Annotated in this window: 24 protein-coding genes; 11 read left to right on the forward strand and 13 right to left on the reverse strand. The window is 58.9% G+C overall.

Annotation, left to right across the window (positions count from 1 at the left end):
• From PAE61_RS15850 to PAE61_RS15880, 7 genes are all read left to right on the forward strand, one after another.
• Complete coding sequence (locus PAE61_RS15850) at positions 1–1611, forward strand: arylsulfatase (RefSeq protein WP_271113311.1); 1611 nt, start codon at positions 1–3, stop codon at positions 1609–1611.
• A gap of 165 nt (positions 1612–1776) precedes the next feature.
• Positions 1777–2727, forward strand: a complete 951-nt coding sequence (locus tag PAE61_RS15855; RefSeq protein ID WP_271113312.1) for a DUF58 domain-containing protein — start codon at positions 1777–1779, stop codon at positions 2725–2727.
• Positions 2724–3197, forward strand: coding sequence for a DUF4381 domain-containing protein (locus tag PAE61_RS15860; RefSeq protein ID WP_271113313.1), 474 nt, complete (start codon positions 2724–2726; stop codon positions 3195–3197). Before PAE61_RS15855 ends, PAE61_RS15860 begins: the two co-directional genes overlap by 4 nt.
• On the forward strand, positions 3194–4183 hold the full coding sequence (locus PAE61_RS15865) for a VWA domain-containing protein (protein WP_271113314.1): 990 nt from the start codon (positions 3194–3196) through the stop codon (positions 4181–4183). The genes PAE61_RS15860 and PAE61_RS15865 overlap by 4 nt, the downstream gene beginning before the upstream one ends.
• Positions 4176–5690 carry a vWA domain-containing protein gene (locus tag PAE61_RS15870; RefSeq protein ID WP_271113315.1) on the forward strand — a complete coding sequence of 505 codons (1515 nt, stop codon included), beginning with the start codon at positions 4176–4178 and terminating at the stop codon, positions 5688–5690. The genes PAE61_RS15865 and PAE61_RS15870 overlap by 8 nt, the downstream gene beginning before the upstream one ends.
• Positions 5687–6946, forward strand: a complete 1260-nt coding sequence (locus tag PAE61_RS15875; RefSeq protein ID WP_271113316.1) for a hypothetical protein — start codon at positions 5687–5689, stop codon at positions 6944–6946. The genes PAE61_RS15870 and PAE61_RS15875 overlap by 4 nt, the downstream gene beginning before the upstream one ends.
• A 31-nt stretch (positions 6947–6977) precedes the next feature.
• Positions 6978–7958 (forward strand): AAA family ATPase, encoded by a 981-nt coding sequence (locus PAE61_RS15880; RefSeq protein WP_271113317.1) that lies wholly within the window; start codon positions 6978–6980, stop codon positions 7956–7958.
• A gap of 325 nt (positions 7959–8283) precedes the next feature.
• Here PAE61_RS15880 and phoB read toward each other — a convergent pair whose 3' ends face one another.
• The 8 genes from phoB to PAE61_RS15920 all read right to left on the reverse strand — a co-directional run bounded on the left by phoB (position 8284) and on the right by PAE61_RS15920 (position 19227).
• On the reverse strand, positions 8284–8976 hold the full coding sequence (phoB, locus tag PAE61_RS15885; protein WP_271113318.1) for a phosphate regulon transcriptional regulator PhoB: 693 nt from the start codon (positions 8974–8976) through the stop codon (positions 8284–8286).
• Between the two features lie 3 nt (positions 8977–8979).
• Positions 8980–9705 carry a phosphate signaling complex protein PhoU gene (gene phoU, locus PAE61_RS15890; protein WP_271113319.1) on the reverse strand — a complete coding sequence of 242 codons (726 nt, stop codon included), beginning with the start codon at positions 9703–9705 and terminating at the stop codon, positions 8980–8982.
• Between the two features lie 22 nt (positions 9706–9727).
• Entirely contained in the window at positions 9728–10528 is an 801-nt protein-coding gene (gene pstB, locus PAE61_RS15895) for a phosphate ABC transporter ATP-binding protein PstB (protein WP_271113320.1), read from the reverse strand.
• Positions 10529–10548: 20 nt separating this feature from the next.
• Positions 10549–11913, reverse strand: coding sequence for a phosphate ABC transporter permease PstA (gene pstA / locus PAE61_RS15900; protein WP_271113321.1), 1365 nt, complete (start codon positions 11911–11913; stop codon positions 10549–10551).
• A complete protein-coding gene (pstC, locus tag PAE61_RS15905; protein ID WP_271113322.1) occupies positions 11910–13364 on the reverse strand; it encodes a phosphate ABC transporter permease subunit PstC in 1455 nt (484 codons plus the stop codon). Before pstC ends, pstA begins: the two co-directional genes overlap by 4 nt.
• Positions 13365–13429: 65 nt before the next feature.
• Positions 13430–14461, reverse strand: a complete 1032-nt coding sequence (locus PAE61_RS15910) for a PstS family phosphate ABC transporter substrate-binding protein (protein WP_271113323.1) — start codon at positions 14459–14461, stop codon at positions 13430–13432.
• A 769-nt stretch (positions 14462–15230) separates the two neighbouring features.
• Positions 15231–18200, reverse strand: coding sequence for a Hint domain-containing protein (locus PAE61_RS15915; protein ID WP_271113324.1), 2970 nt, complete (start codon positions 18198–18200; stop codon positions 15231–15233).
• Between the two features lie 269 nt (positions 18201–18469).
• Positions 18470–19227, reverse strand: a protein-coding gene (locus PAE61_RS15920; RefSeq protein ID WP_271112274.1) for an IS5 family transposase whose coding sequence is annotated in 2 segments (ribosomal slippage) — positions 18470–18891 and positions 18891–19227 — 759 coding nt in all. Because the reading frame shifts where the segments join, the coding sequence is not laid out codon by codon here.
• A gap of 156 nt (positions 19228–19383) precedes the next feature.
• On the opposite strand from PAE61_RS15920, the gene rlmN reads away from it, so the two are divergent.
• A complete protein-coding gene (gene rlmN, locus PAE61_RS15925; RefSeq protein ID WP_271113325.1) occupies positions 19384–20559 on the forward strand; it encodes a dual-specificity RNA methyltransferase RlmN in 1176 nt (391 codons plus the stop codon).
• A gap of 474 nt (positions 20560–21033) precedes the next feature.
• Here the strand turns inward: rlmN and PAE61_RS15935 are convergent, their stop codons facing one another.
• Together PAE61_RS15935 and PAE61_RS15940 are read right to left on the reverse strand one after the other, a co-directional pair.
• On the reverse strand, positions 21034–21642 hold the full coding sequence (locus tag PAE61_RS15935; protein ID WP_271113326.1) for a Smr/MutS family protein: 609 nt from the start codon (positions 21640–21642) through the stop codon (positions 21034–21036).
• On the reverse strand, positions 21642–22298 hold the full coding sequence (locus PAE61_RS15940; RefSeq protein ID WP_271113327.1) for a Tim44/TimA family putative adaptor protein: 657 nt from the start codon (positions 22296–22298) through the stop codon (positions 21642–21644). Before PAE61_RS15940 ends, PAE61_RS15935 begins: the two co-directional genes overlap by 1 nt.
• A gap of 106 nt (positions 22299–22404) precedes the next feature.
• On the opposite strand from PAE61_RS15940, the gene PAE61_RS15945 reads away from it, so the two are divergent.
• From PAE61_RS15945 to PAE61_RS15955, 3 genes are all read left to right on the forward strand, one after another.
• Entirely contained in the window at positions 22405–22959 is a 555-nt protein-coding gene (locus PAE61_RS15945) for an FxsA family protein (RefSeq protein WP_271113328.1), read from the forward strand.
• Between the two features lie 93 nt (positions 22960–23052).
• Entirely contained in the window at positions 23053–23577 is a 525-nt protein-coding gene (gene secB / locus PAE61_RS15950) for a protein-export chaperone SecB (RefSeq protein WP_271113329.1), read from the forward strand.
• A 3-nt stretch (positions 23578–23580) separates the two neighbouring features.
• Positions 23581–24177 (forward strand): HD family hydrolase, encoded by a 597-nt coding sequence (locus tag PAE61_RS15955; RefSeq protein WP_271113330.1) that lies wholly within the window; start codon positions 23581–23583, stop codon positions 24175–24177.
• 50 nt (positions 24178–24227) lie between these two features.
• Here PAE61_RS15955 and PAE61_RS15960 read toward each other — a convergent pair whose 3' ends face one another.
• The 3 genes from PAE61_RS15960 to PAE61_RS15970 all read right to left on the reverse strand — a co-directional run bounded on the left by PAE61_RS15960 (position 24228) and on the right by PAE61_RS15970 (position 25903).
• Positions 24228–24539: an H-NS histone family protein gene (locus PAE61_RS15960; RefSeq protein WP_271113331.1), complete on the reverse strand. Its 312-nt coding sequence runs from the start codon at positions 24537–24539 to the stop codon at positions 24228–24230.
• A 76-nt stretch (positions 24540–24615) separates the two neighbouring features.
• On the reverse strand, positions 24616–25170 hold the full coding sequence (locus tag PAE61_RS15965) for an ActR/PrrA/RegA family redox response regulator transcription factor (RefSeq protein WP_271113332.1): 555 nt from the start codon (positions 25168–25170) through the stop codon (positions 24616–24618).
• 79 nt (positions 25171–25249) lie between these two features.
• Positions 25250–25903 (reverse strand): SCO family protein, encoded by a 654-nt coding sequence (locus PAE61_RS15970; RefSeq protein ID WP_271113333.1) that lies wholly within the window; start codon positions 25901–25903, stop codon positions 25250–25252.
• Positions 25904–25977: the final 74 nt, after the last annotated feature.

Consider the following 25977-nt stretch of genomic DNA (forward strand, 5'->3'; position numbering starts at 1 on the left):
ATGCCCGTGACCAGCTTTAGACGTTTTTTCATTGTCGCTTCACTTCTTACCAGTTTTGCTGCACCCGGTTTCGCTCAGGAAACCGCCACCACCACGCCAGAAACCGCCGCACAGAATCAGGACGCGCAGCAGGGTGAAAACCAGCAGGACCCTGAACGCCCGAACATCCTGATTATCTGGGGTGACGATATCGGCATGTGGAATATCAGTGCCTATCACCGCGGCATGATGGGGGGCGAGACGCCGAATATCGACCAGATCGCCGATGAAGGCATGATCTTCATGGATCATTACGGCCATGCCTCCTGCACCGCAGGCCGCGCCTCGTTCATTCTGGGCCAGTATCCGATGCGCACTGGGCTCAGCACGGTTGGTCTGCCGGGTGCCGAACAGGGCATTCAGGCCGATGACCCGACCATTGCCGAGCTGCTGAAGCCGCTTGGTTACGCGACCGGCCAGTTTGGTAAGAACCATCTTGGCGACCGCGATGAGCATCTGCCGACCAAGCACGGTTTCGATGAGTTCTTCGGTATCCTCTATCACCTGAATGCGGGCGAATATCCCGAGCAATACGACTTCCCAAGCGAAGAAGTGCAGGAAGAAATGGGCCTCCAGCAGCGCGGCGTCATTCAGGCCCGTGCGCTCGATGACGGGGATCAGGAAGTTCAGGATCTCGGGCCGTTCGGCACCGAGCGTCAGCGGGTGCTGGACGATGAAGTCATGGTTCAGTCGGTGGACTTCATCCGCCGTGCTGTCGAAGCGGGCGACCCCTTCTTCGTCTGGCATAACTTCTCGCGCATGCATTACCGCACGAATCTCAAGCCGGAATCCGATGGCGTGACCGGCTACGGGCTGTATGCGGACGGGATGCGGGAAGTTGACAACTATGTCGGCCAGCTTCTCGATCTGCTGGATGAGCTTGGCGTTGCGGATAACACCATCGTCATGTTCTCGACCGATAACGGCGCGGCCTCGAACTCCTGGCCCGATGGCGGCAACCAGCCTTTCCACGGCGAAAAAGGCGTGGGTGGCTATGAAGGCGGTTTCCGTGTGCCGATGATGGTGAAATGGGACGGTCGCATCCCGGCTGGCGTCTCGACCGGCGAATTCATGACAATGGAAGACTGGATGCCGACGCTTCTGTCCTTCCTTGGCGACAAGACGCTGAAAGAGGATCTGCTGGAAGGCAAACAGGTCGGCGACACCACCTATCGCGTGCATCTGGATGGGTATGACCAGTCGGATATCCTGCTGAACAACGGTGAAACCAAGCGGAAAGAGTTCTTCTATTTCACCGAAACCACCTTCCAGGCGCTGCGTTACGGCGATTACAAGCTGCAATTCCGCGATCAGGACGCGTGGTTCCGCTCGCCACAGCCTGAATTGTCGACGCCGATCATCACCAACCTCAAACTTGATCCGTTTGAGCGTTTCCATGAATCGCGCGGTTATGACGAATGGGCCGAGAACCGTAGCTGGCTGATGGGTCCGGCCGGGAAGATCGTTGCCGATTACGTGGCGACCTTCGAAGAATTCCCGCCGCGTCAGCGCAGCATGTCGGTTCAGATGAGCGATGTCGCCGAAATGCTTTACAACGCTGGCGGTCAGTAAGCTCACATAACAGGATCGGGGCGGTTCCGCCGCCCCGATCCGATTTGCCAAAGACGGGGACAGCTTTTACAGCAGCCCCCGTCACGCGCCTCCCTTCTTCGGAATATGTCCGCCCTCCGGGCTTGGGCAGAGATGCGCGGCACTCGTTTCAGGAGTCATCTCAGCGTGCGGGATCCGTCCGGCGATAACAGGCTTGATCCGCGAATCCATGTCGATCTTGCGCATCTGCGAAGCTTTGCAGGCAAGGCGCGGGATCTGCGTTTCCTGCCGAGGCAGCGCGTGGGCAGCGTGCTGAACGGGCGCAACGCGTCCCGGCTGCGCGGGCGCGGGCTGGATTTCGAAGAGCTGCGCGGCTATCTGCCCGGCGACGATGTGCGCGATATCGACTGGAAAGTGACCGCACGGACGGGCAGCCCTCATATCCGCGTTTTCACCGAGGAACGCGACCGCCCTGCCCTGATCGTGGTCGATCAGCGCATGTCGATGTTTTTCGGCTCACAACTGAACATGAAATCCGTCACCGCCGCCGAGACCGCGGCGCTGATCGCCTTCCGCATTCTGGATCAGGGCGATCGGGTGGGCGGGATTGTCTTTACCGATCAGAAGATGACCGAGATCCGGCCTCAGCGCAGTAACGGCGCGGTGCAAAGCTTCCTGACGGCGCTTGCCGGGGCGAATGCTTCCTTGCGGGCCGATGCCGATATGGGCGAGCCGATGCATATCCGCGAACCGCTTCAGACCGTGGCGCGGATCGCGAAGCGAGACCATCTGATCGTGATCATCAGCGATTTCGACGGGATCGGGCGTCGCTCGGAGCGGCTGATCAGCGGGCTGTCGCGACATAATGACGTGATCCTCTGCCCGGTGAACGACCCGATGACGCGGACCCCGCCCGCCGATCTGAAACTGGCCGCGTCGGATGGGCGCCTGCAGGCAGAGATCGACACGGGCAATGCGTCCGTTCTTCAGGCTCTGACGCGGCTGTCCCAGACCCATACCGAGGCGCTGGACACCTGGTCCCAGAAATTCGGCATCCCGCTGATGCCGCTTTCCGCCGCAGAGGAAACCGTTCCGCAGATCCGTAAATTGCTTGGCGCTACGAGGCAGCGGCCATGAACCCGGATCTTGAAGGCCTCGATCTGCTGGAAATGCTGGATCTGCTGCAAATGCCCCCAGACCCGGCACCTGTGCCCTATACGCCGCAAACTGCGGGGTGGCTGGTGGTCGGCGCTGTCGCGCTGCTTTTGCTGGTCCTCGCGCTGTGGCGGCTGGTCCGGTGGTGGCGCGGCAATGCCTATCGCCGCGCGGCATTGGCAGCGTTGCAGGATGCTGGAGACGATCCGGCGCGGATCGCTTCGGTCCTGCGCCGCACGGCGATTGCGGCTTATTCGAGGGAGGAGGTCGCGCGGCTTTACGGACCCGCATGGCTTGCTTTCCTCGACCGCAGCTTTCACGGCAGCGGTTTTGCAGAAGGGCCGGGTCAGGTGCTGGCCGTCGCCGCCTATCGCCCCGGCACCCCTGCCGATCCGGCCCTGCCCGGACTTGCCGCGCAATGGGTCCGCAAGCACAGAAGGACAGCGCGATGATCGAGCTTGCGCATCCCTGGATGCTGATCCTGCTGCCGCTGCCGCTTCTGGTCTGGCGTTTCCTGCGCCCCTATCGGCAAAGCGTTCATGCGCTGCGCTTCCCATTCTTCGCCCGGATCGTCGAGGCGGCGGGCGTGACCCCACGGGAAGGCGCATTGCTGGTCACACGGCGGCGCATCCAGATGATCGCCGGAATTCTGGTCTGGCTGCTGCTGCTTCTGTCTCTGGCCGGGCCGGAACGGGTGGGCGAGCCCGTCGAGATCACCAATGCCGCACGCGATCTGATGCTGGTCGTGGATATCTCGGAATCGATGGATGAGCAGGATTTCGAGACCGGGGATGGAGAGCCGCTGCAAAGGCTCGCTGCGGTCAAGAATGTTGTCGGCGACTTCATCTCTGAGCGCGAGGGCGACCGGGTGGCGCTGATCGTGTTCGGTGCCAAGCCGTTTCTTCAGGCTCCGTTCACCGAGGATCTTCAGGCGGTGCGCGATCTGCTGAACCTGACCACGGTCGGCATGGCCGGTCCGCATACCAATCTGGGCGACGCCATCGGGCTTGGCATCCGCAGCTTTGAAAACAGTCAGGTCGAACAGCGGCTGATGATCCTGCTCAGCGACGGAGCCGATACGGGCAGCCGGATGAGCCCAGTCAACGCGGCGGAAATCGCGGCGCAGAACGGCATCCAGATCTTTACCATCGGCGTGGGCGATCCGACCGGAAATCAGGAGGAAAATCAAGTCGACATCGCCGCCTTGCAGGATATCGCGCAGCGCACGGGCGGCCAGTTCTTCTTTGCCGACGATACCGAGGGGCTGGCGCAGGTCTATGCCCGGATCGACGAGCTTGCGCCGCGCCTTGTCGATACGATCAGCTATCGTCCGCGCGACAGCCTGGCGCATCTGCCCGCGCTTGCTGCGGCGCTGCTGATCCTGTTGTCGCAATTCCTGCTGCTATACTGGTCAAGGCCGGAGCGTGCGTATGGGTGAGTTCCTGTCCGGCCTGTCCTATTTCCACTTCATCCGCCCGTGGTGCCTGCTGCTGGTCTTGCCCGCGCTGCTCGCATGGTGGCTGACGCGCAGACGCCTTGCTCCTCGCTGGCAGAAACCGGCGGGGATGGCAGATCATCTGGCCCATGCGCTCAGCCTTGACGGAAAGCGCGGGAAGGGGCTGTTGCCTGTCGATGCGGTGACGCTCTGCTCGGCTCTGATCATCGCAGGTGCGGCGGGACCAAGCTGGACGCGTGTGCCGAACCCGCTTGTCGCCCCGACCGCACCGCTTGTGCTGGCGCTTGAGGTCTCGGACAGCATGGCACGCCGCGACATCGCACCAAGCCGTCTGGATCGTGCGAAATACAAGATTCAGGATATTCTGGACAGCCGCACTGGCGGCAGGACCGCGCTTGTCGCTTATGCCGGCTCGGCGCATCTGATCGCGCCGCTGACCGAGGACCCGGATGTGCTGAACAGCTTCCTTGAGGGGTTGCTGCCCGATGTGATGCCGGTGCCGGGGAATAACGCGACGCTTGCCGTCGGAAAGGCCGACACGATCCTCAGCGCCGAAACCTCGCCCGGCGCGATGCTGTTCGTAGCCGATGAAATCGACCGCGCGGATATTCCCGGTCTGCAATCCTATCTTCAGAACGATGGCGCTCCGATGATCGTCCTGCTGATCACCGAAGATGAGAATGCCGCCGAAGAACTGCGCGGCATTCGCGGGCTGCGGGTCGTGACCATGACCCCGGACGATGCGGATGTTCAGGCGGTGTCACGCCATATCGACGCGGCCTATCGGGCGGCTCTGGCGGCGGATGACCGGCAGAAATGGGAAGATCGCGGCTGGCTGTTCTTCCTGCCCGCCTTGCTGCTGTCGCTGCTTTGGTTCCGGCGTGGCTGGACCATGCGTTGGGGAGCGGGGCTTCTTGCGGCGGCGCTGTTCCTGCCCGCCGGGCCGTCCCATGCGGATGGTCTGGCCGACTGGTTCTGGACCCCGGATCAGCAGGGGCGGCGGGCCTATGAGAACCGTGACTATGCCGAGGCCGCCGGGTTGTTTCAGGATCTGACCTGGCGCGGGCTGGCGCTTTACAGGTCCGGCCAATATGAGGACGCCGCCGAGATCTTCGACCGGCTCGACGGGGCCGACGCCCTGATCGCAAGAGGCATGGCCGAAATCCGGCAGGGGTCCTATCGAGAGGGTGCCGCGACGATGCAGCAGGCCGTCGATCTGGACCCGGATAACGCACTTGCAGTGCGCAATCTCGAAATCGCGCAGGCCATTGTCGATTACGTCAATGAATCGCGGCGCGAATCCAGTGCGGATGACGGCGCGGACGAAGTCGTTTTCGATGAAGAAATGGAGGAAGGGCAAGAGGCTCAGCCGATCCAGACTCAGCAGCTTGAATTACAGGCGGCAGAGCAATGGATGCGCACGGTCGATACCCGCATGCAGGATTTCCTGAAAATCCGCCTCTCTCTGGAAGCGGAGGCCACGGAATGAGACATTATCTGCTGTGGTTTGCCCTGATCTTTGCGCTCACCCTACCATCATTTGCGCAGGAGGCCAGCGATCAGCCCATCATCCGCACCGAGCTTGATCCCGCTTCCGTGCTGACCGGCCAGCCCGCAACACTGCGTGTCACCGTGCTTGTCCCCAGCTTCTTTTCCAAGCCGGTGACTCTGCCCAGCTATGATCTGCCCAATATCATGGTGGAACTGCCGGACGAAGCCACGCGCCCGGTCAGCGAACGCGTTCAGGGCCGCAACTGGTCCGGAGTTCGTCGCGAGTACCGGATCACGCCGCTTGTACCGGGTGAGATTTCACTGCCGCCCCAGACGATCAGCTTCACCTATGCAGATGCCTCCTATCAGCCGGTAGAGGCAACCGCGATGACAGATGCGCTGACCCTGACGGGGACGGTTCCTGCCGCGGCGCAGGGTCTGGACCCGTTCCTTGCCGCAACCTCGCTGACGCTGGAACAGATGATCGAGGGCGCGGAGGGTGAGCTTGCTCCGGGTGCCGCGATCACGCGGACAGTGACGGCAAGCATATCGGGCGCAAAGGCGATGACGATCCCGCCGCTTGTGCCGCCGCTGGATCAACCGGGCCTGTCCGAACATCCCAATGCCCCGGACATGTCGGATGATGCGGCAAGCGGCACCGGCACCCGCATCGAAAGCGTGACCTATATCGCCGAACAGGGCGGACGCTACAGCCTGCCTGCGATTACTTTGAGCTGGTATAATATCGATGCGGATCGCGTCGAACAGGCGGCGCTGGATGGAGCCGAGATTGCAGTCAGCGGCCCCGCCCCGGCTGAGACGAAGCAACCCGTTGACTGGCGAGGCATCGCTGTGATCGCAGTCGCAATTGCTCTGCTTTCGGCTGTATTCTGGGTCCTGTGGCGACGCTTCAGGCCTGTCGCCGAAAATCATCTCCGCAAGCTGCGCGAAACCCGACGCGCATCGCCACGCTATGCTTGGCACCGCGCCGATCAGGCCTTGCAGAACCATCGCCTCGGGACAGCTCTGACATGGACCGGCCGCTGGCGGCGACGTGGTGGCCTTCCCCCATCCGACGATCTGAACTCAGCCTATCTCGAACTCGGCAAGGGGTTGTATGGTCCCCATCCCACCCCGGACGACCGCATGCAGGACCGCTGGTCCGCCGCCCGGCAGGCGCTCAAGACACAGGCCCGGCACCATCCGCGCCAAGGCCAGAGACAGGACCGCGATTTGCCGCCTCTCAATCCATGAAAATAAGATATCTCAGGAACAGGAATACGCCATGACAGCTCATGATGACATCAGCGCTCTGATCACTCGGATGGGAGATTCGATCGTCGGCCAGCAGGCAGTGATCCGCGATCTGATCATCGGGCTTCTGGCCAATGGCAACCTGCTGATCGAAGGGCTTCCGGGCCTTGCCAAAACCCGCGCCGTCAAGGCGATGGCGAAAAACCTTGAGGCCGATTACAGCCGGATCCAGTTCACCCCGGATCTGCTGCCATCCGATGTGACCGGCACGGATGTGTATTACCAGACCGGCGGCAAGGGCGAGTTCCGCTTCGAACCCGGCCCGATCTTCGCAAATATCGTGTTGGCCGACGAAATCAACCGCGCCCCGGCCAAGGTGCAGGCCGCCCTGCTTGAAGCGATGGAGGAACGTCAGGTCACGGTCGGCAGCACCACTCACCCCATGCCGCCCCTGTTCATTGTCTGCGCAACCCAGAACCCGATTGAGCAGGAGGGCACCTATGCCCTGCCCGAAGCGCAGATGGACCGCTTCCTGATGCATGTCCGCGTGGATTATCCCCCGGTCGAGGATGAGGTGAAAATCATCGCAATGGTGCGCGACGAGGAAAACGCCAAAACCGATAACGCCCCGCCCTTGGACCCGCCGCCACCCATCCCGCAATCCGCCATCTTCGCCGCCCGGACCGAGATCGGCCGCATCCATGTCTCCGACCCCATCGCCCGATACATGGCCGATCTGGTTCAGGCGACACGCACACCCGGCGACTACTCCGAAGAACTCGCCGCCCGGATAGAGATCGGCGCCAGCCCCCGCGCCTCACTCGCGCTGGATAAATGCGCCCGCGCTCACGCTTGGCTTGAAGGCCGAGATTATGTCGACCCACAGGACATCCACGCCATCGCACATAACGTGTTCCGCCACCGGCTGAAGCTGCAATTCGAGGCTGTCGGCGAGGGCGTGACCCCGGATCAGGTGATCGATGATATGCTGGAGCGTGTGGCGTTGCCGTAGGAAGTTATGGTGGGGATTGGAAATGTCGTTGATATCTAACGGCGGGAAAATCTGACAGCTTAATATGATACCCAAGTGCCTTGGCTATCTGATACTGCGCTAGGCGCTAAGCCTCAGAACTTGGCGGATAGCGCTATTTGTTGGTAGCCAATTTTGCTGCAAAGTGCACGCGAATAACCCTATCAAACTCACCCTATGGCGCTTGGGTAGGATGAACTAAGAGCAAAGCAAAATATATCGTCAAAGCTTGGAATCATCCTGCTCAACTTTCAGCCAAATACCGCTCACCCGGCATGGGCAGCGAAAGCGTTCCGCGCTGCCGCCTTCACCCAAGCGCATAACCCGTACCGCGCACGGTACGGACCGGGTTATCGCCGCCATTGACCATTAGTGCCTTTCGCAGCCGACCGACATGGACGTCGATCGTGCGGGTATCGACATAGATATCGCGGCCCCAGACTCGGTCCAGAAGCTGTTCGCGTGTCCAGACCCGGCCTGGTTTTTCCATCAGTGTCGACAGAAGACGGAATTCGGTCGGGCCCAGATGCAGGGCCTGTCCGGCGCGGAAGACGCGGTGCTCTCCGGCGTCGAGGATAATGTCGCCGAAGCTTAGCCTCTCGCCCATCGTGGCGGGGCGGGTGCGGCGGAGCTGTGTGCGCAGGCGGGCCATCAGCTCGACCACGGAATAGGGCTTCACGACGTAATCGTCAGCGCCTGTTTCCAGCCCGCGCACCCGGTCCACCTCATCGCCGCGTGCGGACAGCATGATGATGGGGATCTGACGCGTTTGTGGGTCGGCCTTGATGCGCCGGCAGATCTCGATCCCCGAGACATTCGGCAGCATCCAGTCCAGCACAATCAGATCGGGCTGCTCCTCCTGAACCAGAAGCAGCGCCTCATCGCCATTTTCGGCCATCACAGCCTCAAAACCCTCGGCTTCGAGATTGTATTTCAGCACCTCGCGCTGCGCACCTTCGTCTTCAACGACGAGAACACACGGGGTTTGACGTGCCGACATCGCCTATCCTTCCACCTCATCCACAGGAGTCCGCACGACGCCGTCCTTTTTCGGGCGGGCCTCATCAGGCAGCTCACCCGTGACAAGATAGATCACCTGTTCCGCGATTGCAGTGGCGTGGTCGCCCATACGCTCGATATTCTTGGCGATGAAATGCAGATGCATACAGGCCGTGATGTGCCGCGGATCTTCCATCATATAGGTCAGGAATTCGCGGAACAGCGCATTATACATCTGATCCACTTCCAGATCGCGGTCGCGGACATCGGCGGCCAGATCGGCATCGCGCTGGATATAGCTGTCAAGCGCGTCCTTCAGCAGCCTTTCGACCGTCACCGCCATCCGGCGCAGCGCCATACCGGCGCCGTCGATGACGGGCAGTTGCGACAGCACATGGCTTCTTTTGGCCATGTTTTTCGCATAGTCGCCGACCCGCTCAAGCGAGGCCGAAATCTTGATCACTGTCAGAACAAGTCGCAAATCGGTCGCGGTGGGCGCACGAAGCGCAATCAGCCGCGCGGCCTCTTCATTCACCTGCAGGTCGAGCCGGTCGATTTCCTTGTCGCGGCGGCGTACCTGCTCGGCCAGATCTTCGTCAAACGTTTCCAAGGCCTTGGCCGCGTCGATAATCGCGGTCTCGACCATGCCGCCCATGCGCACGACGAGCGCCTGAATCGTTTCGAGATCCCGGTCGAACGCCGAGGCGATATGTCTGGTGTCGCTGTTCATGTCGTCCTCCTGGAATCAGGCGTCAGCCGATCCGGCCTGAAATATAACTTTCCGTCCGCGGGTCCTGCGGATTGGTGAAAATATCATCGGTTTCGCCATATTCGACGAGGTTCCCAAGGTGGAAAAACGCCGTTTTCTGGCTGACCCGCGCTGCCTGCTGCATCGAGTGCGTCACGATTACGACCGAGAATTCCTTGCGAAGCTGGTCGATCAGCTCTTCAACCTGGCTTGTCGCAATCGGGTCGAGCGCCGAGCAGGGTTCGTCCATCAGCAGAACTTCCGGCGCGGTCGCCACGGCACGGGCGATGCACAGACGCTGCTGCTGACCGCCGGACAGGCCGGTTCCGGGTTCCTGCAGGCGATCCTTGACCTCATCCCACAGGGCAGCACCGCGCAAGGATTTCTCGACGATCTCGTCAAGCTCTGCCTTGTTGCGCGACAGGCCGTGGATTTTCGGGCCGTAAGCCACATTGTCATAGATCGATTTCGGGAACGGGTTCGGCTTCTGGAACACCATGCCGACCTTGGCGCGAAGCTGCACCGGATCGACGCGCTTGTCGTAGATATCTTCGCCGTCCAGATTGATCTGGCCCTCAACCCGCGCGATGTCGATCGTGTCGTTCATGCGGTTGATACAGCGCAGGAAGGTCGACTTGCCGCATCCCGACGGGCCGATAAAGGCGGTCACGGTCTTGTCGAGAATGTCGACATCGACATCCTTGATCGCGTGTTTCTCACCGTAATAGACCTGCACCTTGCGGGCGGAAATCTTGATGTCGTTGTCTTGCGTCACTTGGCGCTCCACCATCGTCATGTCGTTCATGTTGTTGTCCCGCATTCTGTTTACCAGCGACGTTCGAACTTGCGGCGCAGATAGATCGCCAGCAGGTTCATGCAAAGAAGGAAGATCAGCAGCACGATAATAGCACCCGAAGCCCGCTCAAAGAAGGCCGGGTCGGCGCGCTGCGTCCAGTTATAGACCTGCACAGGCAGAGCCGAGGCAGGATCGAAGAAGCCGGCAGGCGGTGCCGAAGGATAGGTCGACACGAAGGCGACCATGCCGATCAGCAGAAGCGGCGCCGTTTCACCCAGTGCCTGCGCGAGGCCCAGAATGGTTCCGGTCAAGATACCCGGCATCGCCAGCGGCAGCACATGGTGCATGACCGTCTGCATCCGGGACGCGCCGACGCCAAGTGCCGCATCGCGGATCGAGGGCGGCACGGATTTCAGCGCGGCGCGGGTCGAGATGATGATCGTCGGAAGCGTCATCAGCGTCAGCACCAGACCGCCCACAATCGGCGTCGAGCGCGGCAGGCCCGCGAAGTTGATGAAAGCCGCCAGCCCGAGAATACCGAACACAATGGAGGGAACCGCTGCGAGGTTCGAGATATTCACCTCGATGATATCCGTCAGCCGGTTTTTCGGCGCGAATTCTTCCAGATAGATCGACGCGGCGACACCGATGGGCAGCGCCAGTACCAGCACGATCAGCATCATGTAAAGCGAGCCCAGAATGGCGACGCCGATCCCGGCGGCCTCGGCACGGTTATCCGACGCGTCGGGCTTGGTGATGAAATCGCTGTTGAAGCGGGTGACAAGTGCGCCTCGCTCACGCATTTCTTCGGCCAGATCGAACTGCGCAACTGAGGTCTGCGCATCAATCGCCGCGGATTCGCGGCTGACGCGTCCCTTGAACATGCCATCGACGCGGCTGGAGGTCAGCGCCGTAAGCTCAAGCGTTTCGCCGACCATCGACGGATCGTCCAGCACGATGTTACGCAGTCGACCCTGTGCCTCGCTTGAGAAGAAGCTGGACAGATCCGCATCGGTCAGGCCCTCGATCTCGATGCCTTCCTGTTCGATCCAGCTCCGCAGAGCGGTTTGCAGCAGCACACCATAGGACATCGAGTAAACGCCCGACATCTCTGCAGGGTCCCGATTGCCATCGGGGTCCACGACATCCGCCGTCAGCGTGACCGGGATCGACGCATAGGTCTGTTGAAAGGACGACGCACCGTCCCGGATGATCGAGGTCAGCAGGAAGATCAGTGCCAGAATGGCAACCGCAATGGCGGCGATACCATAGGCCTTGAAGCGTTTCTCGGCCGCGTTGCGTTTGCGTGTCCGGGCCGTTTCGGTCAGAAGCGATCCGCTGGTATGGCTTTCCCTGCGGGGTGCGCTTCCTGAGAGGTCGGTCGCGTCGGTCATTCGTACTGTTCCCGGTATTTGCGCACAATATAAAGCGCGAAGACATTCAGCGCGAGCGTCAGCACGAACAGTGTCAGACCAAGCGCAAAGGCTACAAGCGTTTCGGGGCTGGCAAAATCGTTATCGCCCGTAAGCTGCCCCACGATTTTCACTGTGATCGTTGTCATCGCCTCGAACGGGTTTCCGCTGATCTGCGCCATCGCACCCGCACCAAGCACAACGATCATCGTCTCACCAATTGCCCGCGACGCCGCCAACAGCACCGCACCGACAATGCCGGGCAGCGCGGCAGGCAGAACGACCTGACGGATGGTTTCCGAATGCGTCGAGCCAAGCCCCAGGCTGCCGTCACGCAGGGATTGCGGCACCGAGTTGATGATGTCATCCGACAGAGAGCTGACGAAGGGGATCAGCATCACGCCCATCACCAGACCGGCGGTCATCACCGACGACCCGCTATTGCCCAGACCCAGAGGCTGCGCGATCCAGTCACGCAGCAGCGGACCGACCGTCACAAGGGCGAAAAGACCATAAACGATGGTCGGAATACCGGCGAGGATCTCAATCGCGGGCTTGGCGAATGACCGGACACGCGGCGAGGCGTATTCCGACATATAGATCGCTGCGAACAGTCCGATCGGAACGGCAAACAGCAGCGCGATGAAGGAGATATACAGCGTACCCCACAGAAGCGGCAGCATGCCCAGTTCCGATCCGCCGCCGAAGCTTGGCGTCCACTCGGTCCCGAAGAAGAAATTCTGCCAGGGATAAAGCCGGAAGAAATTGATCGATTCGAAGATCAGGGACAGGACAATGCCGACCGTGGTCAGAATCGCGATGGTCGAACATCCGATCAGAATTCCGCGCATCACCTGCTCGACCACGTTACGGGCACGGAAATCCGGTGCGATTCGCCAGATGGCATAGCCCGCCGCACCAAGCGACAGCGCTAGAACGATGATCGTCAGCCAGATAGAGGCGACGTAACCTGAACGAACATAATGCTGCGCCGCGCTAAGGATCACGGGCCGCGTCAGGACGGGAAGGCCTGCTGCCTTCAGCGCATCCATGCGCTCGGTATCTTCCATCATCAGCGACATGGCTTCGGGACGCGACAGAACGTCCTGAGCGATCGCGGAATTCAGGGTCGAGGCAACGCTGCGCACCTCGTTCATCAGCATGCCGCGGGTCTGGCCCTCGCTGATCGCATCGTCGGGAAGATAGCGGCTGGCCGAGCGCTCGATCAGCATGGGCTGCGCGAACAGCCACAGAAGCAGAACCACAAGCGCCGGAACGGCGGCATAGAGCGCGACGCTCCAGCCATAATAAGAGGGACGGGAATGAAGTTTGCGCGCATCGCCATCAGCTAGGCTCAGAGCGCGGCGGCGGCCGACAATGTAACCCGCCACAGCAATTGCAAGAACGATCAACAAGATCCAGAGGACGGGCATTTTTCCCTCGCGAAGGCAGAGAAAGGCCGGGCAGTGGCACGCACTGCCCGGCCAATCAGATTAGATTACTGGATTGTCGTTTCGTTAGCGACGGTTTCCTGAACCGTAGCCAGCTCCGGATCCGGAACCAGACCATATTCGGACAGCGGGCCGCCCGGGCCAGCCATCGCGTCAGAGACGAAGAACTCTGCATATTCCTTCAGGCCGGGAACGACACCGATATGGTCTTTCTTGACATAGAAGAACAGCGGGCGCGAAACCGGGTATTCACCCGAAGCAACGGTTTCAACCGACGGGGAAACGCCGCTCATGGTGGCGACTTTCAGCGTGTCGGTGTTGTTTTCATAGAAGGACAGACCGAACACGCCTACACCCTGAGGGTTGCTGGCGATGCGGGCCAGGGTCTCGGTGTAGTCACCGTCGATATCGACCGAAGCGCCATCGGTGCGGACCGCCATGCAGGCGCCTTCAGCAGCGTCTTCGTCGCCGCCATTGGCTTCAACGAAAGCTTCCAGAGCACCGGTTTCTTCGCAGCCGGCCAGCATGACCTTCTCTTCGAAGACTTCACGGGTGCCGTGCTTGGTGCCCGGGATGAAGGCCATGATCGCCTGCTCGGGCAGTTCCGGGTTCACGTCCGACCAGTTGGTGTTCGGGTTGGCGGTGACTTCACCGTCAACGACGACTTCAGCAGCCAGAGCGCCGAACACGTCAGCCGGGGTCAGAACGAAGTCGGGACCGTTGATGTCCGAGGCGAAGACGATACCGTCATAGCCGAACTGAACTTCGATGATGTTCGCAACGCCATTTGCAGCGCAGGTTTCGATTTCGGCTTCACGGATCTGGCGCGAAGCGTTTGCGACGTCGATGGTGTTTTCACCGACACCTTCGCAGAACTGCTTCAGGCCTGCCGAAGAACCGCCACCTTCCACGACCGGAGCCGGGAAATCGGTGTTTTCAGCGAATGCCTCGGCAACGATCGTGGCGTAGGGCAGGACGGTCGACGAACCGGCGACCTGTACCTGCTCCTGCGCGGCAGCGACGGTTGCAGATGCTGCGATGATCGCTGTGGCAGAAACGATCACTTGGATCTTGCTCATAATCAACTCCATAGTCTGAGGGCAGTTATTTGCTCCGCTGCCCGTCTAAGCCTCCGAAGTGTCAGTTTTGTGACAGTAAGTTAACGATTTGATATCAGGTTATGCGCGCAAGGATCAGATGGGTGGATTGCTGGAGCCTAATCAATGAGAAAACAAGACAGTAAAGTAATAGTTGCTGAATCTTGCGTTAACGATACTATCTGGACAGATGGGTTGTGCACGTAATGTGCATCTGAGTTGGGGAGTTATTTTCAGCCCCTAAGACTATCCACGCGCTGTTAATTGGTAATACAGCTTGTGTCTTCAGAGGGTCATCGCTCAGCCGCTCTGTCATGAAGCTCCAAACCGGTTCAGCTTTCGATCGCAGTGTCCGCTTATGAAGCTTAGCAAGATATGACAATCTCGTCGGATTTTGTACCCTGCAGAGAGCTCGGTCAATTCTGAACCCGAATCATCATATCAGTCTGCCCAACCCAACCTTCGTCGTCGTTGCATATAATTTGCCTTCGGATACTTCTGACAGCTTGATCAAGCAGAGCAAAAAACTCACGAAATAGGTTCAGGGTGCGTCCAGAAGCAAACCCGCAACCATGTGACCGTTCCCGGGAGTAGAATCAGCAGGACCAACGCGATCACTACAGTAGGCCAGATCTCGCAACGAGTGAGATCGCATCCGCAAACTGATTATCGCCCGCAGGGAGGGCATCCGTCACGTAAGGGATGCGACGACCATCCCCAATACGATGGGAATGATCGCCGCAGCATAGTTTTACAGACGGCCGGCAGCGTATAGCGGCTTCTGGTTCTTGCGATGCCGAATGGCCAGCTTCCTGGCCAAACGGCCCGAAGATAGCATCCGCGCCGGAACTGCATCATAATCCAGATCCCGCAACTCCGGGAAAATCGCCAGAATTTCGACCCGCGCATCCTCGGACAACGATTTCAGCGCTTCAGGACCAGTATAGAGCGATTCTGTCTCTGCACCATTCGAATAGACGACCTCGTGCTGGTCGAACAGGAAGTGATAATAGTCCACACCCTCAGCGTCATCAGCATAGTCAATTCCATCAAGCATCAGAAGTTGCTTGGCAGCGACCAAAACCTCATCGACGCCGAACATCTTCTGTGCAACTCTCGAACGAACAAGAACCCGGTGCTGTGGCGAGACATACAGATCTTCGGATGGATAACCCGGAGCCAATGCATCCGCCTGGATCCGGATCGGCCTCAGACCCGGCTCAAGTACCAGCCGTGCCTCACTCAGATGAGAGGCCCCAATCCAGATGAGCGGCTTGAACCCGTTATCCTTGGTCCGCACCATGTCACCGACATGCAGATCTTCGACGGCGACCAGACCGTCTATTGTCTCGATCATGGTACCGCGGCAATAGCACAGAGGCTGCTCAAGCTCGGTGAATCTAACCGTGAACTCTTTCGACCCGTCCGAGAGCACAACGCTGCCGCTATAGGAGTTGCCATCGGCATCTTCCAGAACATTGGTGTGGGATACGATGGTCAGACCGGTAAGGTCTATCGTATCCCAATCATCAATGTCCCCTGCGGCCGTGGAACCAGTCCCACCGTCAATCGTGATCGTATCGCCATCCGCGATATTCGCCAGATCGAATGTGAACGTATCGCGGTCGTCTTCGCCATAGGCTTGGTCGCCGCCGCTGACGGTAATCGCATCATCTCCGACGCCGCCGCGCATAACATCAGCGTCGGCACCACCATCAATGGTGTCGTCGCCATCCATGCCGTCGATGTCATCTCGTCCAGCGCCACCAATCAGCGTATCATTACCACCAGTTGGCGCGAACTGGTCGGCATCTTCGTTGCCCTCTGCGGTAATTTCGATGGAGCCGCCCCAGCTTGGATCGGTGATATCGGCATAATATCCGACGATCTCGCCCGACGCTCCATCCACCGCGACGACATTCGAATTTTCCGGAAAATGAAAGGTCCGTTCATTATTGCCGCCATTGGGTATCCCCATCGTCGCCGTCTTCAGGGTTCCGTCCGGCTCGACATAGTAGATAGTTACGCCTCTGACGTAGTTATTTTCGAATGTAACTGCGGTCTTGCCAGCTCCAGTACCAGGTCCCGTGAACGCGGTGTCAGAGCCTGCATCGCTGGTTAGGAAATTGGGAACAGTCTGACTGGAGCCGATACGTCTTGGCAGCAGACCAGGACCATCACCGGTCAGGGTGTCATTACCATCGCCTCCTTCAAGGCTGTCCGCGCCACCATCACCAAGCAATCGGTCATTGCCAACGCCACCGAAAAGATCATCATTTCCGATACCGCCGGACACAGTATCATTTCCCTGCTGACCATAGACGATGTCTCTGCCAGCGCCGGTGTTTATAAGGTCGTTGAAGTTGACGCCGGGCAAAGCACCGCCGCTTTCGCTTTCGCCGTATACGACATCATCACCCGAACCGGTCAGAATGATGTCGCTGCCCTCGCCGCCAACAACCTTATCGCCGCCAGAGCCGGCATCGATGAAGTCCGCACCTGTACCGCCTTCAACGACGTCGTCTCCTGCCTGTGCATATATCGTATCGGCTCCTGCACCACCGTCGATAAGGTCGGCGGCAGCGCCGGGCGCAGTTTCACCGAACGTACCGGACATATAGTTGGAGATATCATACGTCTGCGCCGCTCCGGTTTCAGAGCGCGGAATGACCCCCATGATAACGCTGTCCTGAACGATCGCGATGCTCGCATTGGCAGGCAGGCTTGCGCCATTATAGTTCCCGCTCGAAACAGAGGTAACAAATGCGAGGTCGCCGTTCGGCTGAATGTAATAAACGTCGATATTTCCGCCTACATCATGAACAAACCTGTAAGTGACATGTGTGGCGGCACTATCGTCTTTGTAGCTGGCGGACAGCCCGTTACCAAAGATGTTGGTATAGCGACCGTCGGTTGCAGAACTGTCGATTATTGTATAATTATCACCGTGGATGATATCGTTACCATCACCACCGGAAAGAGAGTACGTACCGCCACCACCGACGAGCGTGTCGCGGCCAAGTTCACCCATAAGTGTGTCGTTATCGGTACCCCCGGCGAGTTTATCATTACCAGCGCCAGCATAAATCGTGTCGGTTCCGGCCCCGCCATCAAGATAATCACTATCGCTGTAGGCCGTATCATTCTCACGATAATCTCCGCCATAGAGCCTATCATTGCCGCCATCGCCGAAAATCGTGTCGTCGCCTGCTCCGCCGGAAAGCGAATCATTCCCCTGCACGACCGCTTTAATATCTGTCGTGACAGCGGCGGAAGCATTTCCGGTGACATCCATATGCCGGTAAATTTCACCAGTGTCATTGTTGACAGCAATGAACTTACCGCCTGCAGAATTGACATTGAACGACCGCGCCTGCCCCAAAGGAACATTGCCCACAGCAGTAATCGAGCCATCCGGCTCTACGTAATAGATCTGAAGATTGACAGTATTGTTGTTTACAAACTCGTAACGATATGGCGTACCCGCTGGATCGCTGGCATTCGCAGAACGCATATCATCTGCAAGTGTTATGGGGACATTGAAGCCTGCTGCCTGCTGCTGGTACCGCGTCGGAATGTGAACCCCGATGAAGTCGCCGCCAATATAATCGCCGCCGGGACCACCCCAGATCGTATCGTCCCCACTCGCGCCGGATCTGACGTCACTCCCGATGGTTCCGCCAGTACTGTCGTTGCCATCGGTACCTCTGTAAATTGCCATTTCTTACTCCGTTATCCGGTGAAGCCGAGCGAACGACTTGATGAAGCGATATGCATTATGGGTCTGCCCGTTTTACAGTCCGAACAGAATGACGTGTGATACATCCAATAGTGGACTTGCTGTGTCCAAGCATCGACGAGCCTGGACGTCGGATACGCGTACGATGTGACGGGGTTATCGCATACGCACGCAACCGCTTGGCTGCGATGCTCAGCTAATCGAAAATGGAAGGACATTAACGAACTCCTAGGCTCAGGACTCGTTCTTGATCATAACCAGAAGATGACGGTCGCGGCGAGCAGGATTGCAGAGAAGAAGGTCTCGGGGCAACGGTCGTATCGGGTGGCGACGCGCCTCCAATCCTTGAGTCGGCCGAACATGATTTCGATGCGGTTGCGGCGTTTGTATCGCCGCTTGTCGTATTTGACGGGTTTCTTGCGCGACTTCCGACCCGGGATGCAAACCTTTATCCCCTTGTTTTTCAAGGCATCTCTGAACCAGTCGGCATCATAGCCCCGATCGGCCAGCAGCCAATCCGCCTCCGGCAGGCTGTTCAGAAGTGCCGCTGCCCCGGTGTAATCACTGACTTGTCCGGCGGACATGAAGAACCCTATCGGCCGGCCCTTCGCGTCGGTGACGGCGTGCAGTTTCGTGTTCATGCCGCCTTTCGTTCGCCCGATCTGGCGCCCGCGCCCCCTTTTTTGACCCGCAGGCTCGAGGCCGTGCGGTGCGCTTTCAGATAGGTCGCGTCGATCATGATCGTATTGTGTTCGGCGCTCTCGGCGGCGAGGCCCACCATGATCCGGGCGAAGGTCCCGTTCTCGCTCCAGCGCTTCCAGCGGTTGTAGAGCGTCTTGGCGGGGCCGTAGTCCGTCGGCGCGTCGCACCATCGCAAGCCATTACGATTGATGAATATTATGCCGCTCAGCACACGCCGGTCGTCAACGCGTGGCTTGCCGTGGGATTTCGGGAAATAGGGTTTCAGACGCTCCATCTGCGCGTCAGTCAGCCAGAAAAGGTTGCTCATAAATCAGGTCTCCTTGCAGAGCCTGAATCACGCAAACAGCCCGAAATCAATGGGTCTGGAGCCTAACGGCGTTCTCAAACCCAAAGAAACAGCTCCTGCCTTGATCGGCGGACGCTTTTTCAATATGTGTGTCACCTTCTCAGGGAATCTGCCACCATGAGCTCTCCGATCACGCAAGACGTGCTGACAATACCTCGCAAACTGCCCGATGCCGGGCGGATCAATATTGTCGGCCTGACCCGCGATCAGCTTCGCGAGGCGCTGATCGCCGCCGGAACGCCCGAGCGGCAGGCGAAAATGCGGGTCGGTCAGATCTGGCAGTGGGTCTATCACTGGGGCGTGCGCGATTTCGCCCAGATGACAAATCTCGCGAAGGAATACCGCGCCGGGCTGGCAGAGAAGTTCGATATCTCTGTGCCCGAGATCGTCTCGCGCCAGATTTCCGAGGATGGTACGCGCAAATACCTGCTGCGCCTTGCCGGCGGGCATGAGGTCGAGGCGGTCTATATTCCCGAGGACGGTCGCGGGACGCTGTGCGTTTCGTCTCAGGTCGGGTGTACGCTGACATGTTCCTTCTGTCACACCGGCACGCAGAAGCTTGTCCGCAACCTGACCCCGGGCGAAATCGTCGGACAGTTGATGCTGGCACGCGACGATCTGGGCGAGTGGCCCGAGCCGGGCAAGCCGAAGGACGAAACGCGGCTGGTTTCCAATATGGTGCTGATGGGCATGGGAGAGCCGCTTTATAATTTCGAAGCGGTGCGCGACGCCATGCGTGTGGTCATGGATAATGAGGGCCTGTCGCTGAGCCGTCGTCGCATCACCCTGTCCACATCCGGCGTCGTCCCCGAAATCGCGCGGACCGCCGAGGAAATCGGGTGTCAGCTCGCCGTCAGCTTCCACGCGACAACGGATGAAGTCCGCGACAAGCTGGTGCCGATCAACCGGCGCTGGAATATCGAGGCACTTCTGGATGCCCTGCGCGATTATCCGAGGCTCTCGAACTCGGAGCGCATCACCTTTGAATATGTGATGCTCGATGGCGTCAATGACAGCGACGAAGATGCGCACCGTCTGGTCCGGCTGATCCGCGGCATCCCCGCCAAGATTAACCTGATTCCGTTCAACGAATGGCCGGGTGCGCCGTATCGCCGCTCAAGCTGGAAGCGGATCGAGAGCTTCGCCGATATTATCTATAAGGCGGGCTATGCCAGCCCGATCCGGACGCCGCGCGGCGAAGATATCATGGCGGCTTGCGGGCAACTGAAATCCGCGACTGAGCGTGGCCGAAAATCGAAGGCCCAGATCGCCGCCGAAGCCGCTGCATTTTGAGATGTCCTGCCCGCGCCATGCGGGTAACATTGTGCAGAAAGGCAGAGCCGTCCGTCTTTTTAGAAACGAGCAAGCTGTGCCGTCGAGGCAGAGACGGCCTATATCGAGCCCCACTCACCCAGGAAAGGAGTGGGTTTTTTGTCCGATGCCTCCAGTTTCATCCTCGGCACTAGAGGAGCCGCCGCATAAACATAGTCCGCCGGAAATATTCTACATCGATCAGGCTTCGCAGTTCACCAGCATCGATTTTGCTGACATGCTACGCATCTTGCAGGTTAAGATCTCGATGGATGGTCGTGGCCGTGGGATTGACCCGGCAGAGGCATATGATTGTCTGACTTCGAACGTGAAAATCACCTCCTGACATGAAGCCCACGCTATAGTTCGGCCCGGCGGCAAACTGGTCGAATATCCAAGACCACCTGTCGCCCGCGCGGTCCGGCTCACGCAGACATTGCCGCCGAAGAAAAAGCCTCAGCGCCGCAAATAGACGTAATACGCGCCCTCGCCGCCATGTCGGAGATGCGCGGTAGTGACCTGCTGCACGACCCGCGACAAATGCGGTCGGTGCAGCCAGTAGGGTACATGATGACGCAATGCGCCGGGCCGGGTTGGCAGTGGGCCGGGGTCCCTACCCCTGCCCTTGCCGGTAATCACAAGCACAAGCCGCAGCCCGTTTGCATGGCATGACAGGATGAACGCGGTCAGCTCGGGGTCGGCTTCGGCCAGTGTCATACCGTGCAGATCAAGCCTGGCTTCGGGCCTAAGTTTACCCTTTGACATCTGCTTATGCAGCTTGCGGTCCATGCGAAGCTGCCCTGCCCCCGGCGTGTCGGGCCTTGCCGATGTCGCATTCAGCTTCGGCGTATTTCCGGCCCGACTGCCCAGACGAATTTCCGGCGGCAGTGGAAAACCCTCCGCAGGTTGCGGAGGCTCTGACGGTTTCGCCTTTTCGGAGGGTTTCTGCGAAGTGCCGTTCAGCGCCGTATCGCCGCGCCGCTCCGGGTGGAGAGGCGTGGTATTACGCATCGCCCGCCGCCACAGATCCGTATCTTCAGGCGACAAGCCGCGTTTGCGGGCCATCAGGCACCGGTTGCGACAAGCCGCCAATTCGGGTCAGCCGCACCCATTTCACGCTCAAATGTCCAGGTATCACGCTGCTTGCGGGGCTTTTTCGCGTCACCCTCGACAACCTGTCCGTCTGCGTCACGCGTCGCCACGATCATCTCACCGACGAAGCGAACCGAAAGCTCGGCGATATTGCTGTCCGTATCGAACTCGGCCGCGGCAAGCGAGGTTTCGCGCGTGCCCAGAAAATCCACCTCGACCGTCCGGCCAGAGCGGTCACGCATCGCAATCGCACCGTCAAACGCCTCGGCCACATCGGGCGCAAGGAAAGCGCGGACATCGTCGAGATTGCCGTTTTCGAAGGCAACAAGGATCATCTCATAGGCCTGCTTTGCGCCGGACAGGAACTCTCCAAGCGAAAAGGACGGCTCGACCTGCTTCATCGCGACAAGGGCAGCATATGCCGGGCTTTCAGGGTCGACATGATCGGTCAGATCGCTGTCATCGCCACTGGCATCATCCTCGACCACGCGAAAATCCCGCTCGGCTTGGTCCTGTTCGACCCGGGACGGCTCGAATCCGTCGCGCGTTCCCAGAACGCCGCGCAGGCGCAATATCAGGAACACCGCGATCGCGGCCAGAACTATCAGCTGAATCACCGGGTTTGACATTGTCCATCCTTAGCAGCACGTCGCGGTGGCTGGTATTTCCACCGTGGGTTCTTATGTAGTGACGCAACCGGGCCAAGTCCAGTTTCCCCCGGAGCCGAGGAGAAAGATGCCGATACTGATCCTGTTTATCCTGATCCCGATCATCGAGATTGCCCTGTTTATCCAGGTCGGTGGCCTGATCGGGCTTTGGCCGACCATCGGGCTGGTGCTTTTATCGGCTGTGGTCGGCATGATGCTGATCCGCAGTCAGGGCAGGCGGGCTTTGGCGGATCTGCAGGATTCCTTTCGCAGTATGCGCGATCCGACACGGCCTCTGGCGCATGGCGCGATGATTCTGTTTTCCGGTGCGCTGATGCTGACTCCGGGGTTCTTCACCGATACAGTCGGCCTGCTGCTGCTAATCCCGGCGGTTCGCGACTGGATCATGCGGCTGGCCGGACGGCGGATGACCGTCACGCGCAGCGGTTTCGGCTTCGACGACGGAAAACAGCCGCGCCACGGCTGGCCCGGACGCGAAGAGGCGACGATTGACGGTGACTATGTCGTTCAGGACGATCCCTATACGTCACGCGACGATATCGAACTGCCGCCCGGAGACCGCAGCGCGACGAAGCGTAACTCCGGGCCGCGAAAGCCTTCTGGCTGGACGCGTCCGGACTGAGATTGCGGGCGGCCCCGTTGGGACACTCGCCGTTGAGACAGGCGTCAACGGGTGCTAGAAACACCGCCAAGCCATCCTGAAAGGACGAGACAGATGACCGACGAAAACCAGAACGCCGCCGCTGACAACGCGAATAATGGCAGCGATACGCCGCAGCCGCCGCGCATGCAGATCCTCGCCCAGTTCGTGCGCGATCTTTCCTTCGAAAACATCGTGGCGCAAAAAGGTCTGAACGGTTCGGACGTCAAGCCGGAAATCGCGGTTCAGGTCAGCCTCGATGCCCGCAAGCGCAGCGTCGAGAACCAGTATGAGGTCATCGCGAAATTCCGTGTCTCGTCGAAGAACAGCAATGACGATTCGAACCTGTTTCTGTGCGAGCTGGATTATGGCGGAGTATTCCACGTCGCGGGCGTTCCCGAGGAACAGCTTCATCCTTTCCTGATGATCGAATGCCCGCGCATGCTGTTTCCCTTCATCCGCCGCATCATCAGCGACACCACCCGCGACGGCGGCTTCCCGCCGGTGAATCTGGACCCGGTGGATTTCGTTGCATTGTACCGGCAGGAGATCGCACGCCGCGCCCAGGCCGAGCGGCCCGCGAACGCCCCCGTTTCCTGATCCATGCCGAAACGACAGATGCGCGCCTGGCAGCGGATGCTGTCAGGGCGCAGGCTCGATCTGCTCGATCCTACCCCGGTCGATATCGAGATCGAGGATATTGCCCACGGTCTGTCCTTCGTCGCCCGCTGGAACGGCCAGACGCGCGGCGATTGGCCCTATTCCGTCGCCGAGCACTCATTGCTGGTCGAACAGGCATTTACAAAGCTGAACCCTGATACGGAACCACGCTGGCAATTGGCGGCCCTGCTGCATGATGCCCCGGAATATGTTCTGGGCGACATGATTTCGCCCGTAAAAGGGGCGTTGGGGCAGGAATATGAAGAGATGGATCTGCGTATTGCGGAAGCGGTTCATCGACGCTTCGGTTTGCCGGTGAAATTACCAACGAAAATTAAACAGCTCATAAAACAGGCAGATTATATTTCAGCCTGGTTGGAAGCAATAGAAATTGCAGGATTTTCGGAAAGTGAGGCGCGGACAATATTTAAGGTTCCGAAGCCCGGGTACTGTGATGGGCTTCGGATAAACTTGCGGCCGCCGACAGAGTCCAGAAAAGCTTATTTAGCGCGTTTCGAGCGATTAATTAACGTAACGTAAGTTTAAATTACATAAAGGGCTCACTAATAATGTGGACCCTTTAGAATAGATCAGATCGCCAGATCTTCCAGCGATTTGCCATTGTTCAGCGCATCCTGCACCCAAAGCGGGCGCCGTCCGCGGCCAGTCCAGGTCTGGGTCGGATCATTGGGATTCGCATATTTCGCCGATACCTTGGAACTACGACGCCCCTTTTTGCCGCCTGTCAGCTCATTCAGCGAAAAGCCATGCTCTTTTGCCGCTTCTTCAACGGCTGCCAAAGCTTCGCGGCGCTTCCGCTCTTCATATCCATTGATTGAACGGTCAACTTGGGTGCGTAGGTCTCGAAGTTCTTTAAGCGATAAGTTTTCCAGATCGATCATCGATCACTCCAATTAAGTCAGAAACTATCCAATAAAATTAAATAGGCATAAATGTCAATTTAAAATAGGCTTATTCCTATTTCGGACTTCTTTTGGCCAAAATCCGCTGAAGTGTACGCCGATGCATATGAAGCCGCCTTGCCGTTTCGCTTACATTTCGGTCGCATTGTTCATAAACGCGTTGAATATGTTCCCATTTAACCCTGTCAGCAGACATCGGATTTTCCGGCGGAGACGGCAGAACTTCGTTTTTTTCCAGCAGAGCCGCAGCGATATCGTTGGCATCAGCCGGCTTTGCCAGATAATCCGTCGCTCCCATCTTCACGGCAGCGACTGCGGTTGCGATGGCGCCATAGCCCGTCAGCACGACAACCCGCGCATCAGGGCGAAGATCATGAAGCGCATCAACAATATCCAGCCCGTTCCCATCCTCCAGACGCAGATCGACCACAGCATAGGCGGGCGGTGACGATCTGAGAGAGATCAGGGCATCAGCCACAGAAAAAGAGATCTTCGGCTGAAATCCCCGCTTTTCCATCGCGCGGCCAAGCCTGTTTGCAAAAATCTCGTCATCATCGACAACAAGCAGCGAAGCATCTCTGCCAATTTCAAAATCATACTCTTCAGACATCGGTATCTCCGCCGCGAAACAGACATATATCCCTAAACAAAAAGCGGGGCGGGATCAAATCTTCGTGCAGCCTCCGAGATCAGGACGCATTCACGAAGCAACCGACCCGCTCGGCCATTTCTTCGGCGCTTATGTCGCGATTGAAGAACTCAACGAATCCTGCTTCGGGCAAAGACAGATAAGTCTGCGTCGTATGCGAAACGGTATAATCGTCACTGCCATCGTCATTCACGATATAAGCGACACGCCAGGTTTTCGCCATTGCCGCGATATCTTCCTCGGAACCTGTGAGGCCGATCATCTTTTCATGCATATTGGCGGTGTAATCATTCATCACTTCCGGCGTATCGCGTTTCGGATCGACCGTAACGAAAACCGCCTGAGCGTCGATCCCGTCTTCTTCCAGCAGATCAAGCGCCTCGGCATTCCGGCTGTTATCCAGCGGGCAAACATCCGGGCAGAAGCTGAAGCCGAAATAGATCAGCGTCGGCTTTGTGATAATATCGGCATCCGTCACGCGATTGCCGTTTTCGTCGGTCATTTCAAAAGGCCCGCCAATCGAACCGGCACCGCCTGCAATGACGCCCTCCCGGCATTGCGAAAACGCGTCCTGACCATCACCAAGTGCAGTTTGCGTGGCTGCATTATCCGCGCGGCCCAGCCACAGCCAGCCAAGAACCAGCAACAGGACAGAGGCAAGCGCCCCGACGATAAGAAGCTTCTTGTCAGTCATGACTAATCCCCACGAAATTGCAGCGCATTGATCGCTTAATCCGACCCGGATATCAACGGTAGCGACATGTGCGT

It is taken from the genome of Paracoccus aerodenitrificans (assembly GCF_027913215.1).
Taxonomy (GTDB): Bacteria; Pseudomonadota; Alphaproteobacteria; order Rhodobacterales; family Rhodobacteraceae; genus Paracoccus; species Paracoccus aerodenitrificans.

What these genes read in the sequence shown, in the direction of transcription:
- PAE61_RS15850 (WP_271113311.1), top strand. Translation starts at nt 1, where the DNA reads ATGCCCGTGACCAGCTTTAGACGTTTTTTCATTGTCGCTTCACTTCTT.
- PAE61_RS15860 (WP_271113313.1), top strand. Translation starts at nt 2,724, where the DNA reads ATGAACCCGGATCTTGAAGGCCTCGATCTGCTGGAAATGCTGGATCTG.
- PAE61_RS15865 (WP_271113314.1), top strand. Translation starts at nt 3,194, where the DNA reads ATGATCGAGCTTGCGCATCCCTGGATGCTGATCCTGCTGCCGCTGCCG.
- PAE61_RS15870 (WP_271113315.1), top strand. Translation starts at nt 4,176, where the DNA reads ATGGGTGAGTTCCTGTCCGGCCTGTCCTATTTCCACTTCATCCGCCCG.
- PAE61_RS15875 (WP_271113316.1), top strand. Translation starts at nt 5,687, where the DNA reads ATGAGACATTATCTGCTGTGGTTTGCCCTGATCTTTGCGCTCACCCTA.
- PAE61_RS15880 (WP_271113317.1), top strand. Translation starts at nt 6,978, where the DNA reads ATGACAGCTCATGATGACATCAGCGCTCTGATCACTCGGATGGGAGAT.
- phoB (WP_271113318.1), bottom strand. Translation starts at nt 8,976, where the DNA reads ATGTCGGCACGTCAAACCCCGTGTGTTCTCGTCGTTGAAGACGAAGGT.
- phoU (WP_271113319.1), bottom strand. Translation starts at nt 9,705, where the DNA reads ATGAACAGCGACACCAGACATATCGCCTCGGCGTTCGACCGGGATCTC.
- pstB (WP_271113320.1), bottom strand. Translation starts at nt 10,528, where the DNA reads ATGAACGACATGACGATGGTGGAGCGCCAAGTGACGCAAGACAACGAC.
- pstA (WP_271113321.1), bottom strand. Translation starts at nt 11,913, where the DNA reads ATGACCGACGCGACCGACCTCTCAGGAAGCGCACCCCGCAGGGAAAGC.
- pstC (WP_271113322.1), bottom strand. Translation starts at nt 13,364, where the DNA reads ATGCCCGTCCTCTGGATCTTGTTGATCGTTCTTGCAATTGCTGTGGCG.
- PAE61_RS15910 (WP_271113323.1), bottom strand. Translation starts at nt 14,461, where the DNA reads ATGAGCAAGATCCAAGTGATCGTTTCTGCCACAGCGATCATCGCAGCA.
- PAE61_RS15915 (WP_271113324.1), bottom strand. Translation starts at nt 18,200, where the DNA reads ATGGCAATTTACAGAGGTACCGATGGCAACGACAGTACTGGCGGAACC.
- rlmN (WP_271113325.1), top strand. Translation starts at nt 19,384, where the DNA reads ATGAGCTCTCCGATCACGCAAGACGTGCTGACAATACCTCGCAAACTG.
- PAE61_RS15935 (WP_271113326.1), bottom strand. Translation starts at nt 21,642, where the DNA reads ATGGCCCGCAAACGCGGCTTGTCGCCTGAAGATACGGATCTGTGGCGG.
- PAE61_RS15940 (WP_271113327.1), bottom strand. Translation starts at nt 22,298, where the DNA reads ATGTCAAACCCGGTGATTCAGCTGATAGTTCTGGCCGCGATCGCGGTG.
- PAE61_RS15945 (WP_271113328.1), top strand. Translation starts at nt 22,405, where the DNA reads ATGCCGATACTGATCCTGTTTATCCTGATCCCGATCATCGAGATTGCC.
- secB (WP_271113329.1), top strand. Translation starts at nt 23,053, where the DNA reads ATGACCGACGAAAACCAGAACGCCGCCGCTGACAACGCGAATAATGGC.
- PAE61_RS15955 (WP_271113330.1), top strand. Translation starts at nt 23,581, where the DNA reads ATGCCGAAACGACAGATGCGCGCCTGGCAGCGGATGCTGTCAGGGCGC.
- PAE61_RS15960 (WP_271113331.1), bottom strand. Translation starts at nt 24,539, where the DNA reads ATGATCGATCTGGAAAACTTATCGCTTAAAGAACTTCGAGACCTACGC.
- PAE61_RS15965 (WP_271113332.1), bottom strand. Translation starts at nt 25,170, where the DNA reads ATGTCTGAAGAGTATGATTTTGAAATTGGCAGAGATGCTTCGCTGCTT.
- PAE61_RS15970 (WP_271113333.1), bottom strand. Translation starts at nt 25,903, where the DNA reads ATGACTGACAAGAAGCTTCTTATCGTCGGGGCGCTTGCCTCTGTCCTG.